The organism is Cumulibacter manganitolerans (genome assembly GCF_009602465.1).
GTDB lineage: Bacteria > Actinomycetota > Actinomycetes > Mycobacteriales > Antricoccaceae > Cumulibacter > Cumulibacter manganitolerans.
Genome location: NZ_WBKP01000037.1, coordinates 22,929 through 38,720 on the forward strand (window position 1 = coordinate 22,929; position 15,792 = coordinate 38,720).

The window sequence follows — 15,792 nt, forward strand, 5'->3', positions numbered from 1 at the left end:
TCTTGTGACGACTTCGGGCGACGTCGCCCGGAGTCGCCACAACTCAACGGGGAGTGGCCGCCTTCGTGGGTCACGACCTGGCCGGACGCCGCATCGGTCATGACCCGCCCGTACGCCGCGTCGACCCCCACCTCGCCGCCGACCTTCCCGCTGCGGTTACTCGCAGGTAGCCTCTCGGCATGGTTCCTCAGGTGTCGGCCTTCGCCGACGACGCGCTCGGCACCTCCGACGCCGTCGGTCTCGCAGCCCGGCTGGCCGCCGGCGAGGTGGCGCCCACGGAGGTGATCGAGGCCGCGATCGCCCGCGCCGAGGTCGTCGGCCCGCGCCTCAACGGGCTCGCGCACGCGGCCTTCGACACCGCCCGGCTGAACGCGGCACTGCCGCGGGCCGGCTTCTTCGCCGGCGTCCCGACGCTGGTGAAGGACAACGCCGACCTGAAAGGCCAACCGACCAACCAGGGCAGCGCGGCGTACACCGCGGGACCGGCCCGGCGGCACGGCGCCTTCGTGCGGCGCTTCCTGCAGACCGGCGTCGTCCCGCTCGGCAAGAGCCGGCTGCCGGAGTTCGGCTTCAACGCCTCCACGGAGTACGCCGACGCCGACCCGGTGCCCAACCCGTGGCACACGGCGTACTCGGCGGGCGCGTCGTCCGGCGGTTCCGCGGCGTACGTCGCCGCCGGGGTGGTGCCGATCGCGCACGCCAACGACGGCGGCGGATCGATCCGGATCCCCGCCGCGGCCTGCGGCCTGGTCGGGCTCAAGCCGACCCGCGGCCGCACGCCGAGCGAGACGGCGATGCAGGCGCTGCCGGTACGGATCATCTACGACGGCATCCTCAGCCGCACCGTGCGCGACACGGCCGCGTTCTATCGCGAGCTCGAGAAGGTCTACCGGCCGCGCCGCCTCGCACCGATCGGGGACGTCACGGGCCCCGAGCGGCGGCGGCTCAGGATCGGCTACACCGTCGACTCGGTCGTCGAGCGGACCGACGCCGAGACGGCGGCGGTGCTGATGAGCACCGTCGAGCTGCTCGAATCGCTGGGGCACCGCGTCGAGGAGGTGCCGCTCGCGGTCGGCCCGCAGTTCATCGACGACTTCTCGCTGTACTGGGCGATGCTGTCGTTCCTCATCGTGTCGACCGGCACGCGGTCCCTGGACCGCTCCTTCGACCGGGCGAAGGTCGACAACCTGACGCGCGGGCTGTACGACGACTTCGCCCGGCAACGCGGCCGGCTGCCCGGGGCGATCCGTCGGCTGCGGCGGATGTCGACGTTGTGGGTCGACTCGTACGCGTCGTACGACGCGCTGCTCAGCCCGACGCTGTCGCACACCACGCCCCGCCTCGGGTACATCGCCCCGAGCGAGCCGTTCGACGTCCACTTCGAGCGGCTGCGGCGGTACGTCGGGTTCACGCCGCTGCAGAACGTCACCGGTGACCCGGCGATCTCGCTGCCGCTCGGGCGGACGACGTCCGGCCTGCCGGTCGGGATGCAGATCGCGGCCGCGCCCGGTGACGAGCGCACCCTCCTGTCGCTCGCCTTCGAGATCGAGCAGGCGCGCCCGTGGCCGCTGCTGTCCGGCGAGGCGGAGCGGGCGGCGCGCTAGGCGATGTGCTCCAGGAGCGCGGAGCGCACGGCGTCCGGCTGCTCGAGATGCGGCGAGTGGCCGGTATCGGGAAGGACCAGCTCGCGGTAGCGGCCGCCGGCCGCGGCGTACTTCGCCAGCACGGCGCGGGTCTGGGCGAGCATCGGCTGCGGCGGGACGACGTCCGCCCCCGGGTACCCGGGGATCAGCCCGGCCTGGCCGAGGACAGCCAGGTCCAGACCTGCGGCGTCGCCGACGATCAGGTCGTTGGCGCCGCGGATCCACAGCACCGGCGGCTTCGGCGCGACGTCGACGATGTCGTCCCACCGGCAGTACGTCGGCGCCATCGAGTTGAGGATCCCGCGGGTGCCCGGGGCGAAGCCGGGCCAGTTGGGGGACGTCGTCGCGTCGCCCGGATAGTGGTCCGGACCGGTGCGGGTGGTGAGCATCGACGCGACCCAGATGTCCTCGTCCGGCCACGGCGTCATACGCGGATACACGTACAGCCCGCGCAGCGTCGCGCGCGGCGACGTCATCTCCGGCAGGCCGCCGGTCACCCGGCCGTCCGGGTCCTTCGCGGCCAGCAGCTCGACGAGCCTCGGGTTCGCGCCACCCCCGCCGGTCCCGGCAGCGTCGGCGAACACCAGCTCGCCGTCCACGCCCTTCGTGCAGCCGTAGCCGTATGGCGAGACGGGCGCCTGCAGGGTGAGGGTGCGCAGCAGCCCCGGATGGTCGATGGCCAGCCGGGTGACGACCCCGCCGCCCATCGACCAGCCGAAGGCATCCACGTCGGCCAGCCCGAGGGCCTCGAGCAGGGCGGCGAGGTCGTCGGAGTGGTCGCGCAGCCCGCGCGTCGCGTCGATCGGCGCGGCCTCGGTCTCGCCGTACCCCCGCAGGTCTGGGGCGATCGGCAGGACGTCGTCCGGCAGGGCCAGCATGAGCCGTTGGAAGAACAGCGACGAGGAGACGTTGCCGTGCACGAGCAGCAGCGGCCGTCCGCCGCGCTGGCCGGCGCGGGTGAGCACCCGCATCCGTAGCCGGCCGGTGTCGACGTCCGAGGCCTGGATCCCGTCGATGAGGTGGTCGGCCGCCGCAGGTGTGAGCTCCATGCTCAGAGGCTAACCGGCCGGCCCCGGTCCGTCGATCGAGGCGGCCGGCGGCTCAGATGTCGAAGTCGACGGTCACCCGCTCGGTGATCGGCCGCGACTGGCAGGCGAGCCGGATGCCGCGCTCGACCTCCTCCGGCTCCAGCGCCCAGTTGACCTCCATCTCGACCTCGCCCTCGGTGACCTTGCAGCGGCAAGTGCCGCACACGCCGCCGGTGCAGGCGAACGGCACGTCCCCGCGCACCTCCAAGGCGGCATCCAGGATCGAGACGGTGTCCTTCTCGAGGTCGAACGACGCCTCCCGTCCGCTCAGGATCATGGTGATGTGGCTGAGGTCCTCCGGCGCCACGGTGCTGCCGGTGGCCCGCTGCTTGCGCTCCCGCGGCTTGTCCTCGACGTGGAACAGCTCGAAGTGCACCTTCTTGGCCTCGACCCCTTGGGCGGTGAGGAAGTCGCGGGCGCCGATCACCATCTCGAAGGGCCCGCAGACGAACCACTCGTCGACGTCGTCCAGCGGGATCAGCCGCTCGGTGAGCAGGCCGAGCTTCTCGGCGTCGATCCGGCCGTTGAGCAGGTCGACGGCCTGCGCCTCGCGGCTCAGGACGTTGATGAGCTGGAAGCGGTCGGGGTAGAGGTCCTTCAGATCGGCGAGCTCCTCCAGGAACATCACCGTCGACGTCTTCTGGTTGCCGTAGACGAGGGTCACCTGCGAGCGCGGCTCGGTCTGCAGGATCGAGGTGACCAGCGACAGGATCGGCGTGATCCCCGAGCCCGCCGCCAGCATGACGTAGTTGCGGGCCCGCGTGGGGTCCAGCCGGGTGGTGAAGGTGCCGGCCGGCGGCAGGACGTCGAGCACGTCTCCGACCTGCAGGCGACTGATCGCGTACGTGGAGAACGCGCCGTCCTCCACGGCCTTGATCGCGACCCGCAGTCGTTTCGAGGCCGGCGAGGCAAAGATCGAGTACGAGCGCCGCACCTCGACGCCGTCCTCCGATCGGCGCAGCGTGAGGTGCTGCCCAGGCACGAACGCGAACTCGTCGGCCAGCTCCTCGGGCACCGCGAAGGTCACTGCGACGCTGTCGTCGGTCGGCCGGTCGACGGCGGCGACCGAGAGCTGCCGGAACGTCGTGTGGCCGGGTGTCTGGGTGGGTGCGGTCATCGGTGATCCCTCATAGCGGTTTGAACCAGTCGAACGGCTCACGGCAGGAGTTGCAGCGGTAGAGCGCCTTGCAGGACGTCGATCCGAAGCGCGAGATGACCTCGGTGTCGAACGAGTCGCAGTAGGGGCAGCGCACGGACAGGCCGACGCTCACGGGTCCCGACGCCGCGGGACGGGTGCCGGTCGGCGGCGTGATGCCCGATCGCTGCAGGGCATTGAGTCCTCGCGGGGTGATCCAGTCCGTCGTCCACGGCGGATCGAGGACCACGTCGACGGTCACGCTTCCGTATCCCGCGGCCGTGAAGACGCGACGCAGATCCTCCTCGATCGCTTTCATGGCAGGGCATCCGGAGTATGTCGGGGTGATCGTCACGGTCACCGCGACGCCGTCTACCGACACGTCGCGCAGGATGCCGAGGTCGGCGATCGACAGCAGCGGGATCTCCGGATCGTTGACGTCGGCGGCGATCTGCCACGGCGTCGCGCCGGCCGGCAGGTCGCGCGGGTGCTTCGGCCGGCTCCGGTCGAAGTCGGCCGTTGCGGGCCGATCGCCGTACCCGAAGGGATTGCGAGCCTCGACGCCCTCCGCGTCGGGCCGTGCGCCCGCCGTCGGTCGCTCGGGGGCGGTCCGCTCGCGCTGCTTCGCTGCCACGGCTACCACCGCGCCTCGGGGTGCGCCCGGGGGATCGACTGCATCTCGGCGAGCATCCGGTCGAGGCTCGCGGTGTGCTGCCCCCGGCGTCCGCCGCGGGCGTGCCACTTGGTCTCCGGGACGGTGCAGGTCGCCGTCTCGATGGTCGCCGTCATCTGCTCCAGCCAGGGCGCGTACAGCGCCTTGGTGTCGACGAAGGTGCCGTCGGCGACCAGCTCGTCGAAGAGCGCGTCCGTCGGGCCGGTCGCGGGCGTGACGCCGGCGTCCGCGTCGAACAGCTCGGCGACGTACGGCCAGATCCGGTCGAAGCCGGCCTGCATGCGGCGATGCGACTCGTCGGTGCCGTCACCGAGCCGCAGGGCCCACTGCGAGAAGTGGTCGACGTGGTACGCGACCTCCTTGCTCGACTTCTTCGCGATGGCGGCGATCTGCGGGTCGGTCGACGTCTGCAGCGCGCCGTACAGCAGCTGCTGGTAGAGCGCGAACGCGAGGTTGCGGGCGACCGTCTCGGCGAAGTCGCCGTTCTCGATCTGCACGATGTGCGCGCACCGGAACTCCGAGCCGCTGCGCCAGTAGGCCAGGTCGTCCTCGGTCTTCGCCGGCTCCATCAGCGAGCCGGCGTACGCGTAGATCATCCGCGCCTGGCCCAGCAGGTCGAGGCCGGTGTTGGAGAGGGCGATGTCCTCCTCGAGGACCGGCGCCTTGAAGCTCCACTCGAGGAGCCGCTGCATGAGGATGAGCGCGTCGTCGCCCATCCGCAGCAGGCCGTCGATCTTGGCGGGGTACAGCGGCTGGTAGCTCTGCCGCCCGGCCACGCGCGCGGCGATCTCCGCGGGCTTGTCGCCGACGACCACCTGCTGCTCGGGAAGGTCACTCACCTTCGTCACTCCTTCTCGCGTTCTGCGGTGGAGTAGTGCTCGCTATCGGGCGATTACCGTGCGCTACTCCACCGCAGATCGGGTTACATGTGGTCGACTTCAGCGGGGAGCTTGAAGAACGTCGGGTAGCGGAAGATCTTGTCGGCCGCCGGCTCGAAGAACTCGTCCTTCTCCTCCGGCGAGCTGGCCGTGATCTGCGCCGAGGGCACGACCCAGATGCTCACGCCCTCCTGGCGGCGGGTGTAGAGGTCGCGCGCCGACTGCAGCGCGAGCGTCGCGTCGGCCGCGTGCAGCGATCCGACGTGGTTGTGCGACAGGCCGCGACGGCTGCGCACGAAGACCTCCCACAGCGGCCAGCGCTGCGGCGAGTCGTACCCGCCCTCGGGATTGGGCTGCTCGGTCATGCTCGGTCCTTCCGTGAATCAGAGGTCTGCTCGGCGCCGCGCCGGGCGGCCTGCTTCGCGGCGTACGCCGTGGCGGCCTCGCGGACCCAGCGGCCCTCGTCGTGCGCGCCCTTGCGCACCCGGATGCGTTCGGCGTTGCACGGCCCGTCGCCGGCGAGGATGCGCTTGAACTCGGTCCAGTCGATCTCGCCGTGGTCGTAGTGCCCGGTCTCGGGGTTCCACCGCAGCTCGGGGTCGGGCAGCGTGACGCCGAGGACGTCGGCTTGCGGGACGGTCATGTCGATGAACTTCTGCCGCAGCTCGTCGTTCGAGGCGACCTTCACGCCCCAGGCCATGTTCTGCTTGCTGTTGGGGGACTCGTCGTCCGACGGGCCGAACATCATCAGCGCCGGCCACCACCAGCGGTTGATCGACTCCTGCGCCATCTCCTTCTGCTCCGGGGTGCCGTTGCACAGCGCCAGCAGGATGGAGAACCCCTGCCGCTGGTGGAACGACTCCTCCTTGCAGATCCGGATCATCGCGCGGGCGTACGGGCCGTACGACGTCCGGCACAGCGACACCTGGTTGACGATCGCGGCGCCGTCCACCAGCCAGCCGATGGTGCCGTTGTCGGCCCAGGTCAGCGTCGGGTAGTTGAAGATCGACGAGTACTTCTGCCGGCCGGCGTGCAGCAGGTCGAGCATCTCGTCGCGGCTCATGCCGAGGGTCTCGGCGGCCGCGTACAGGTACAGGCCGTGCCCGTCCTCGTCCTGCACCTTGGCCAGCAGGATCGCCTTGCGCTCCAGGCTGGGTGCGCGGGTCAGCCAGTTGCCCTCGGGCTGCATGCCGATGATCTCCGAGTGCGCGTGCTGCGCGATCTGCCGGATCAGCGTCTTGCGGTAGCCCTCCGGCATCCAGTCCCGCGGCTCGATCTTCTCGCCGGCAGCGATCGTGGCGTCGAAGTGGGCCTGCTGCTCCTCGGTGAGGTGCATGGGTTCGTGGACGGCTGTCATGGTCGTCTCCTTAACCGCCCGACCGTTCGGTCGGTTTGGACCAGCGTAGGTAGCCGACACCGAGTTGTCCAGGGGTAGCGCGGATTCTCCGAAAACCCGCGCGTGAGCCCGCCCGCTCCGGAGAACGACGCGCAGGAGGCCCGCTGTCCACTCGGGGTGGACAGCGGGCCTCCTGGGTGACGTTATGGCGAGCAGCCCCGGCGAGCTCGCCCGCCGCCGGGCGGTGCGCCGCGGCCGCCGGGCGGTGCGCCCGCTGCCGGGCGGCCGGGTGCCGGGCTACTGGGCGGCGGCGGGACCGTCGACGTTGATCGTCGGGGTGCCGGTGCCGCAACGCACGAGGACGGCGCGGGATGTCGAGTCGCCCGGGTTGGACTCGCGGTGGATCGCGCCGGCCGGCACGCGGATGAAGTCGCCGGGACCGGCTTCGACGACGGTCTCGCCGCCGGGGCCCGACTCGAGGCGCATGTGGCCGGAGACTACGTAGATGGTGGTGTCGTGGTCGCCGTGGTGGTGCCAGCCCGAGACGGCGCCGCCCTCGGTGTCGACGGTGCCCGACCACATCGTCTCGGTGCTCAGCGCCATCTGGCGGCTCATGCCGGGGGTGGGGTCGCTGGCCTGCAGCTGGTCGGCGGGCACCATGGAGCAGGGCAGGGCTGGGTCGTGCTCGGCCATCGGAGGACCTCGATTCGCTGGCTGATCGGCGGACGGCTGCTTGTCAGCCTACGGTCCCCGATCCCGGCCCGCGAGCGCCCGGTCGATCCACGCCACTCGCGCGAGCGCCCGGTCGATTCACGCCGCTCGCCCGATCGCCGGTCAAGCGCCGGCCGCCCGGGATCCACGCCGCTGCGCCGGATCGTCGGCGTCGATCGGCGGGCGGCGCAGGGCCTAGGGTTGAACGGTTGGCACGGCCGTGCCGGCACCGCGTGATGAGGAGAATGCATGTCCACCCCGAGCAGGACGGCGACCGCGACCAAGACGACCGGGATTCGCGAGCTGACGATCCGCGGCATCGTCATCGGCGGCCTGATCACGCTGGTGTTCACCGCCGCCAACGTGTACCTCGGCCTGAAGGTGGGTCTGACGTTCGCGACGTCCATCCCGGCCGCCGTCATCTCCATGGCGGTCCTGCGCTACTTCGCCAACCACTCCGTCAAGGAGAACAACATCGTCCAGACGATCGCGTCGGCGGCGGGGACGCTGTCCGCGATCATCTTCGTGCTTCCGGGCCTGGTGATGGTCGGCTGGTGGGCCGGGTTCCCGTACTGGGTGACCCTCGCCGTGTGCTTCCTCGGCGGCACACTCGGCGTCATGTACTCGATCCCGCTACGCCGCGCACTCGTGACCGGTTCGGATCTGCCCTACCCCGAGGGTGTGGCCGGCGCCGAGGTGCTCAAGGTCGGTGACAGCAGCGAGGGGGCCGAGCAGAACCGCCGCGGGCTGCGCGTGATCCTGGCCGGCGGCCTCGGCGCGGCCGGGTTCTCCCTGCTGTCGTCGATGAAGGTGCTCGGGAACGAGCTGTCCACCGTCTTCCGGGTCGGCAGCGGCGGGACGATGGTCGGCACCAGCCTGTCGCTGGCGCTGATCGGCGTCGGGCATCTCGTGGGGCTCACGGTCGGCATCGCGATGATCGTCGGTGTCGTCATCTCCTTTGGGATCCTGCTGCCGATCCGCACTGCGGGCGCGGGCGGCCCGCTCGAGGAGACCGTCGCGTCGATCTTCTCCAGCGACGTCCGCTTCGTCGGCGCCGGCGCCATCGCCGTCGCCGCCGTGTGGACCCTGGTCAAGATCGGGCGGCCGATCGTGCGCGGCATCAAGGAGGCCGCGGTGTCCGCGCGGGCCCGGCGTACCGGTACGACGGTCGAGGTGACCGAGCGCGACATCCCGATCCACATCGTCGGCGTCGTCATCGTCGCCTCGATGCTGCCGATCGGCCTGCTGCTGTGGTGGTTCATGCGCGGGACGGCGCTCGGCGGGAACACCACCACCGTTGTGCTCATCAGCCTGCTGTTCGTGCTGCTGGTCGGCCTCGTCGTCGCATCGGTCTGCGGCTACATGGCCGGCCTCATCGGTGCGTCGAACAGCCCGATCTCCGGCGTCGGCATCCTGGTGGTCATCCTCGCCGCCCTGCTGATCCGGCTGGTCTACGGCCCGGCGAGCGGCACCGAGCTCGCCGGCCTCGTCGCGTTCACGCTGTTCACCACGGCGGTGGTGTTCAGCATCGGCACGATCTCCAACGACAACCTGCAGGACCTCAAGACCGGCCAGCTCGTCGGGTCCACCCCGTGGAAGCAGCAGGTCGCGCTGATCATCGGCGTCCTGTTCGGCTCGGCGATCATCCCGCCGATCCTCGAGCTCATGCACACGGCCTTCGGCTTCCAGGGGGCACCGGGCGCCGGCCCGGACGCCCTCGCCGCACCGCAGGCGGCCCTCATCTCCTCGCTCGCCAAGGGCGTGTTCGGCGGCTCGCTGAACTGGAGCCTGATCGGCCTCGGCGCGCTGATCGGCATCGTGGTGATCGTTGTCGACGAGCTGCTCGGCAAGCGGACCGGCAAGCTGCGGCTGCCGCCGCTCGCCGTCGGCATGGGCATGTACCTGCCGATCACGCTCACCGTGATGATCCCCATCGGCGCGCTCATCGGCCGGTTCTACGACCGCTGGGCTGAGCGCGACGGCGCGCGCGTCGAGGGCCGCAAGCGGCTCGGCGTCCTGCTCGCCACCGGTCTCATCGTCGGGGAGAGCCTGTTCGGCGTGGTGTTCGCCGGCATCGTCGCGGCGACCGGGAACGACTCGCCGTTGGCCGTGGTCGGCGACGGATTCGCGACCTGGGGCCGGGTGCTCGGCGTCGTCGTGTTCGCCGCGCTCGTCGCCTTCCTCTATCGCCGGACCCGCCGAGAGGCGGCCACGGTCCCGGCAGCGGGCGCCGGAACGGAGCACGCGACGACCGCGACGCCGCAGTAGCCCTGGGCGGCCGACCAGGTCCGCTGGACAGCCGCTGCGCCGCGGGTAGCCTGTCGCCATGGCACCACCGCCCCACCGGCGCGCGCGGGCGCTGCTCACGACGGCCGGCTTCCTCCGCGAGCTGTACGCCGGGAAGGCGCGGGTGCGTTGGGCCGCCTACGTCAAGCGAGCGCCGCTCGCCCGCGCGACGCTCGCGCCGTGGCGTGACGACCCCTACGCGCAGTACGAGCTGATCCGGCAGCGGGGCGTCCTGGTGCCCGGTATCGACCGCGACGCCGTGGCGACGGTGAACCACGCGATGTGCAAGGCGGTCCTGCGGCACCGCTCCTTCGGGACGCACGGGCGAGAGAGCGTCGGACGCGACCCGGAGCAGTTCAACCTGTCGCTGCTGGAGATGGACCCGCCGGATCACACCCGGGTGCGCCGGGTCGCCGCACCGGCGTTCACCCCGCGCCGCATGGCGGCGTACGGCGAGAGCATCACCGCCCTGGTCGACCGGCTCGTCGACGAGGCGCGGACCCGCGGCACCTTCGACCTGCAGAAGGAGATCGCGGCGCCGTTGCCGATCTCGGTGATCAGCGAGCTGCTCGGCGTGCCGGACGCCGACTACGACGTGTTCATCCGGTACGGCGCCGCCCTCGGCACGGCCCTCGACGGCATCCAGTCGCTGCGGCACGCCCGCGAGGCACTCCAGGCCCGCGGCTATCTCGAGAGGATGTTCACCCGGCTGATCGAGCAACGGCGTACCGACCCCCGCGAGGACCTGCTGACCGTCCTGGCGCAGAACGAGGGCGGCGCCATCCGTCCCGAGGAGATGCTGCCGCTGTGCAGCCTCCTGCTGGTCGCCGGCTTCGAGACGACGGTCAACCTCATCGGCAACGCCGTCCACCAGCTCCTGCGGCACCGCGACCAGTGGGCGCTGCTGACCGCCGACCCCTCGCTGGCCGGCCGGGCGATCGAGGAGACGCTTCGCTTCGACCCGCCGGTGCAGCTGACCTCCCGCGTGTGCAAGGAGCCGACCGAGATCGACGGCCGTTCCTTCCGCCGCGGCCAGTGGGTGGTGACCGTCATCGGCGGCGCCAACCGCGACCCGGCGGTGTTCGACGACCCGGGACGGTTCGACATCATGCGCACCGACAACGCCGACCACCTGGCCTTCTCCAGCGGCATCCACTACTGCATCGGCGCACCGCTGGCCCGGCTGGAGGCCGTCTCGGCGTTGCGGGCGATCGCCGAGCGGATGCCGAACCTCCGGCTGGCGGGGCCGGTGCCGATGCGCGGCTCGACGGTGATCCACGGCGTCCGCGAGCTGCCCGTCACCGCCTGAGCCGCGTTCTGCGGGGCAGCCAGGCACGCTATCGGGCGGTGAGCGTGTCCCGCAGCCCCGCAGAACGTCCCGCCTCACCAGGTGAGGTCGTCGTGCTCCCCGCGGCACCACGCGGCGTGCCGCTCGGCCGACTCGCGCACCACCTGCTTGGCGTTGCTGGGCACCACCGAGCCGAAGTTGTTGTACAGCCGGTCGAAGCGCAGCGCCTCGACGGTGTCGGCGATCCGCAGCACCACGGCGCCGGACAACGGCAACCGGTTGGGATACGAGCGCAGGAAGCTGACGGTACGTCGGTCGGGGTTGGGGAAGATCGCGTCGCCGGCAAGCAGCACCCCCTGGTCCTCCGCGCCGTCGGCCCACTCGAGGACGGCGCTGCCGGCGAAGTGGCCGCCGACCCGATGCAGCACCAGACCGTCGGCGATCCGGTAGCGGTCGTCGTACCACTCGATCCGGTCGGTACGCCGCGGCCACGCACGGTCGGCGCGCGGCACCAGGACGGGGACGTCGAGGACCTCCGACCACGACGACATCACGCCGTACATGTGCGGGTGGCTGACGGCGATCGCCAGCGGGGTGCCGAACCCGCGGACCGCGGCGATCGACTCGTCGTCCAGGAATCCCGGCGGGTCGAACAGCACGGTGCCCTCGGCGACCCGCGCCACCATGGCCTGCTGCCCGATGCCCAGCCGCGGCTCGATGCGCAGCCCCAGCAGCCCGGGCTCGACCTCCTCGATCGTCATGCCCTGACCGGCGTCCCACAGCGCGTCCAGCGTCGTCCACCGCTGGCCGTCGGCCGGTACCCACTGCCGCTCGTCCTCGCAGATCTCGCAGCGCGGTGGCGGTTCGGCGTCGGCGGCGGTCTCGACGGCGCAGGTCGCACAGATCCAGGTCATGACGGCTCCTTCGGCGGACTCATGCCCGAGCGTAAACCTGCCGGACGCCGGCGCAGAGCGTTCGATGGTTGCCGCTGGGGACCGGCGCGACATGCCCGTCGCGCGGAGATGAAGCCGGGGGCGAACCGCGCCGGACGGGCTGCGACGGGCACCGCAGACGTCGTACGATCTGGCCCATGACCGACCGTGCCACGCAGCAGCAGATCATCGAAGAGCTCGAGGTCGTCCAGGATTTCGACGCCGAGCGGGAGACCGAACGCCGCATCGGCTTCCTCGCCGGCTATCTGGCGAAGACCGGGCTGAAGGGGTACGTGCTCGGGATCTCCGGGGGCGTCGACTCGTCGACCGCCGGACGTCTCGCGCAGCTGGCCTGCGAGCGGGCCCGCGAGAACGGTCACGATGCGCGGTTCATCGCGATCCGGTTGCCGTACCGGGTGCAGAAGGACGAGGACGACGCGCAGCGTGCGCTGCAGTTCATCCAGCCGGACGAGTCGACGACGGTGAACATCGGCCCGGCCACCGACGCGATGTGGGACGAGGTGATGAGCAGCGACTCGACGCCCGACGAGACGTCGTTGACCGACTTCGTGAAGGGCAACGTGAAGGCGCGCGAGCGAATGATCGCCCAATACACGGTCGCCGGTGCGCGGGGGATGCTGGTCATCGGCACCGATCAGGCCGCCGAGGCAGTCGTCGGCTTCTACACCAAGTACGGCGACGGGGCCGCCGACGTCCTGCCGCTGGCCGGGCTGCCGAAGCGGCGGGTGCGCGAGATCGCGACCTACCTCGGCGCGCACGACGACATCGTCAGCAAGGTGCCCACGGCCGACCTGGAGTCGGACAAGCCGATGCTGCCCGACGAGCAGGCGCTCGGCGTCGCCTACCACGACGTCGACGACTACCTCGAGGGCAAGGAGGTCTCCCCGGAGGCCGAGCAGACGATCGTCGGCTGGTACCGGCGTACGGCGCACAAGCGCGCGCTGCCGCTCACGCCCGCGGGCTTCGAGCAGTCCGCCGAATAGCGCGCCCGGCCGGCTGCGGTGGCGCGCCGGCAGTGACTCGAAATCGGACACCGCGAGACGGCCGTCACACCTGACGATCAGGACACCACCCAGTCGTCTGGCGGAAGGACCGCAGCATGTCCCGTTTGAAGTTCGGCATCTTCATGGCCCCGTTCCACCCCTTGGCCGGCCAAGATCCCGTGAGCGCCTACCAGCGCGACCTCGAGGTGATCCAGCACCTCGACCGGCTCGGCTTCGAGGAGGCGTGGATCGGTGAGCACCACTCCGCCGGCACCGAGATCATCCCCGACCCGATGATCTTCATCGCGCACTGCGCGCCGCAGACCCGCTACATCAAGCTCGGCACCGGCGTGCTGTCGCTGCCGTACCACAACCCGCTCTGGGTCGCCGACCGCGCGATCTTCCTCGACAACCTGACCCGCGGCAGGTTCATGCTCGGACTCGGTCCGGGCGCGCTACCCGGCGACGCGCAGATGATCGGCATCGAGATCGAGGAGCAGCGGACCGCGCTCGAGGAGGACACCGACGTCCTCATGCACCTGCTGCGCAACGACGAGCCGCTGACCGTCGAGACCCCGCGGTATCGGCTGCGCAACGCCAAGACGCAGTACTCGCCGTACACCGACTTCGAGATCGGCGTCGCGGCGATCGCCTCGCCGACCGGCCCGCGGATCGCCGGCAAGCACGGCGTGGGCCTGCTGTCCATCGGCGCCACCGCCCAGGGCGGGTTCGACGTCCTCGCACAGCACTGGGACGTCATGGAGGAGCGCGCCAAGGAGTTCAACGTGACCGCCGACCGCTCGCAGTGGCGGCTCGTCGGTCCCATGCATGTCGCCGAGACCAAGGAGCAGGCCATCGAGGACGTCAAGTACGGCCTCGACGACTGGGCGCACTACACGCAGAAGATCCTCGCCGTGCCGCACTTCCGGGCGGCCGGCGAGACCTTCGAGGAGCGCGTCGCCTGGGTCAACGAGACCGGCCTCGGCGTGATCGGTACGCCGGAGGACGCCATCCGGCAGATCGAGCGGCTGGACGCGCAGTCCAACGGCGGCTTCGGCAGCTACCTCATCATGCACAACGAGTGGGCCCGTCCCGATGCGATGAAGCGCAGCTACGAGCTGATCGCGAACTACGTGAAGCCGCACTTCCAGGGCACCGCGAAGCGGCTGAAGCAGGCCGAGCAGATCGCGATCGGCGAGTGGGACGCCCTCGGCGATCGCGTCGAGAAGGCCGTGCAGGCGGCCACCGACCGGCACTTCGCCGGCAAACCCTCCTCCTAGAGACCCCCACCCCCGACCGGGCTCGCGCCGTACGGTGCGAGCCCGGTCGGCCGACTGAGCCGGTTCTCCGGAAAACGCCGCGCTGGGGGCCGGCTGTCCATCCGCAGTGGACAGCGGACCTCCAGCGTGACGATTTCCGGCGCGCTGCGGGCGAGGCGCTCGTCGGGCGTCGCAAGCGGACCGGCCGCTCTGTCGGAGAACGCGGCCGCAGACCGGAGGTATGATCCGGCTCACATGCCCGCGGGCGATTCCGCCCGGACGTCGATCGGAGCGCGGGTGAGCACCAGTCCCGACCGCCAGAGCGCCACGCGGATCTCGCGCGAGCGGTTCCTGTCCGACCCCGGCGCGGAGGATCCGCGGCTGGTGCCCGGTCCGCGGCCCGACATCGTCACCTCGTGGCGGCGATCGCAGCTCGTCGGCGTCAGCCCGGACGGCGTCGATCTGCCGTACTCGCCCCCGCCGCAGATGCCGCGACGGCTGCTGGCGGCGGCGGGGCCGATCATCGACGCGCTCGAGCAGGAGCTCCGCGACACCTCCGGGACGGTACTGCTGGCCGACCGCGAGGTCCGCATCCTCGACCGCCGCACCGGGTCGCGGTCCTGGCTACGCAGCCTGGACCGATCGAACATCGCGCCGGGATTCCTGTTCGCCGAGGAGTACGCCGGGACCAACGGGCTCGGCTGCGCGATGGAGGAGCGCCGGTTGTTCGAGGTCCGCGGCGCCGAGCACTTCCGCGAAAGGTTCCAGTCCCTGGTCTGCATCGCGGCGCCGATCCGGCATCCGGCCCGCAACGCGGTGGTGGGCGCGCTGAACCTGACCTGCAGCGTCGACGACTTCAGCCCGTTGGCCCGCACCGTCCTGCGGCGCGCGGTCAGCGACATCGAGCGGCGGCTGCTGGACGCCTCGTCGCCGCACGAGCAGGAGCTGCTGGCCCAGTACACCGCCCGCTCCCGCCGCGTCGGGCGGCCGCTGATCGCGGTGAGCGCGGACATGCTGGTCTGCAACCCGGCGGCGTCCGCCGTGCTGGAGCGCACCGACCGCGAGCTGCTGTGGCACTGGGCGGGCGCGGCGCTGGGTGCCGCCGAGTCGGCCACCGAGCACCTGGTGCTGGCCTCCGGCCAGACCGTGGTCGCGCACGCCACGCCGGTGGCGGCGGGACACCGCCTGGTCGGCGCGCTCATCGAGCTGTACGCAGTCGAGCAGCCCGGCGCGCAGCGGCCCGCCGTCGTGCCCGACACGCCGCGGACGCCGTTGGCGACGGCCGTGCCCGCTCAGCCGGGGGCGGTGCCCCGACCGGCTGCCCATGCGGCGGGACCACGGAATCCCGGGCCCGGTTCGCGGGGCGCCGGCGCCGGATCTCGAGACACCACGCCCGGCGCACCCAGCGCCAGGCTCGACGGGCCGGAAGCAGCTCATGGGTCGGGGGACACCGCGCCGGGGTGGCGGGACACCGCGCCGGGGTCACGGGACACCGCGCCGGGGCCGCGGGACTCCGCGCCGGGGCCGCGGGACTCCGCGCCGGGGTGGCGGGACTCCGC

General features: G+C 71.5%; 14 protein-coding genes. 6 read left to right on the forward strand and 8 right to left on the reverse strand.

What is annotated here, in order from left to right; genetic code table 11:
* Positions 1 to 179: 179 nt before the first annotated feature.
* On the forward strand, positions 180 to 1,604 hold the full coding sequence (locus F8A92_RS13115; RefSeq protein ID WP_153505614.1) for an amidase: 1,425 nt from the start codon (positions 180 to 182) through the stop codon (positions 1,602 to 1,604).
* Here F8A92_RS13115 and F8A92_RS13120 read toward each other — a convergent pair.
* The 7 genes from F8A92_RS13120 to F8A92_RS13150 form a co-directional block, all read right to left on the reverse strand.
* Positions 1,601 to 2,692, reverse strand: a complete 1,092-nt coding sequence (locus tag F8A92_RS13120) for an alpha/beta fold hydrolase (RefSeq protein WP_194291484.1) — start codon at positions 2,690 to 2,692, stop codon at positions 1,601 to 1,603. The two genes, F8A92_RS13115 and F8A92_RS13120, sit on opposite strands and share 4 nt — an antisense overlap.
* Before the next feature lie 52 nt (positions 2,693 to 2,744).
* Positions 2,745 to 3,848, reverse strand: coding sequence for a 1,2-phenylacetyl-CoA epoxidase subunit PaaE (gene paaE / locus F8A92_RS13125; RefSeq protein WP_153505615.1), 1,104 nt, complete (start codon positions 3,846 to 3,848; stop codon positions 2,745 to 2,747).
* Positions 3,849 to 3,858: 10 nt separating this feature from the next.
* Positions 3,859 to 4,500: a 1,2-phenylacetyl-CoA epoxidase subunit PaaD gene (paaD, locus tag F8A92_RS13130; protein WP_228389435.1), complete on the reverse strand. Its 642-nt coding sequence runs from the start codon at positions 4,498 to 4,500 to the stop codon at positions 3,859 to 3,861.
* Between the two features lie 2 nt (positions 4,501 to 4,502).
* Complete coding sequence (gene paaC, locus F8A92_RS13135) at positions 4,503 to 5,378, reverse strand: 1,2-phenylacetyl-CoA epoxidase subunit PaaC (protein WP_228389436.1); 876 nt, start codon at positions 5,376 to 5,378, stop codon at positions 4,503 to 4,505.
* An 83-nt stretch (positions 5,379 to 5,461) separates the two neighbouring features.
* Positions 5,462 to 5,782 carry a 1,2-phenylacetyl-CoA epoxidase subunit PaaB gene (paaB, locus tag F8A92_RS13140; protein WP_153505616.1) on the reverse strand — a complete coding sequence of 107 codons (321 nt, stop codon included), beginning with the start codon at positions 5,780 to 5,782 and terminating at the stop codon, positions 5,462 to 5,464.
* The gene (gene paaA / locus F8A92_RS13145; protein ID WP_153505617.1) at positions 5,779 to 6,774 is read right to left on the reverse strand and encodes a 1,2-phenylacetyl-CoA epoxidase subunit PaaA; all 996 of its coding nucleotides are present in this window, start codon (positions 6,772 to 6,774) and stop codon (positions 5,779 to 5,781) included. Before paaA ends, paaB begins: the two co-directional genes overlap by 4 nt.
* A 276-nt stretch (positions 6,775 to 7,050) precedes the next feature.
* Positions 7,051 to 7,446, reverse strand: coding sequence for a cupin domain-containing protein (locus tag F8A92_RS13150; protein WP_153505618.1), 396 nt, complete (start codon positions 7,444 to 7,446; stop codon positions 7,051 to 7,053).
* A 267-nt stretch (positions 7,447 to 7,713) separates the two neighbouring features.
* Here F8A92_RS13150 and F8A92_RS13155 point away from each other — a divergent pair, with 267 nt between their 5' ends.
* Both F8A92_RS13155 and F8A92_RS13160 read left to right on the forward strand, forming a co-directional pair.
* Positions 7,714 to 9,732, forward strand: coding sequence for an OPT family oligopeptide transporter (locus F8A92_RS13155; RefSeq protein WP_153505619.1), 2,019 nt, complete (start codon positions 7,714 to 7,716; stop codon positions 9,730 to 9,732).
* 58 nt (positions 9,733 to 9,790) lie between these two features.
* Positions 9,791 to 11,059 (forward strand): cytochrome P450, encoded by a 1,269-nt coding sequence (locus tag F8A92_RS13160; RefSeq protein ID WP_153505620.1) that lies wholly within the window; start codon positions 9,791 to 9,793, stop codon positions 11,057 to 11,059.
* A gap of 74 nt (positions 11,060 to 11,133) precedes the next feature.
* Here the strand turns inward: F8A92_RS13160 and F8A92_RS13165 are convergent, their stop codons facing one another.
* Positions 11,134 to 11,952: an MBL fold metallo-hydrolase gene (locus F8A92_RS13165; RefSeq protein WP_153505621.1), complete on the reverse strand. Its 819-nt coding sequence runs from the start codon at positions 11,950 to 11,952 to the stop codon at positions 11,134 to 11,136.
* A 176-nt stretch (positions 11,953 to 12,128) separates the two neighbouring features.
* On the opposite strand from F8A92_RS13165, the gene nadE reads away from it, so the two are divergent.
* The 3 genes from nadE to F8A92_RS13180 form a co-directional block, all read left to right on the forward strand.
* Complete coding sequence (gene nadE / locus F8A92_RS13170; RefSeq protein WP_153505622.1) at positions 12,129 to 12,974, forward strand: ammonia-dependent NAD(+) synthetase; 846 nt, start codon at positions 12,129 to 12,131, stop codon at positions 12,972 to 12,974.
* Between the two features lie 116 nt (positions 12,975 to 13,090).
* Positions 13,091 to 14,254: an LLM class flavin-dependent oxidoreductase gene (locus tag F8A92_RS13175; protein ID WP_153505623.1), complete on the forward strand. Its 1,164-nt coding sequence runs from the start codon at positions 13,091 to 13,093 to the stop codon at positions 14,252 to 14,254.
* A gap of 276 nt (positions 14,255 to 14,530) precedes the next feature.
* Positions 14,531 to 15,792 (forward strand): GAF domain-containing protein (locus tag F8A92_RS13180; protein WP_228389438.1); only part of this gene is annotated, 1,262 nt, incomplete at its 3' end.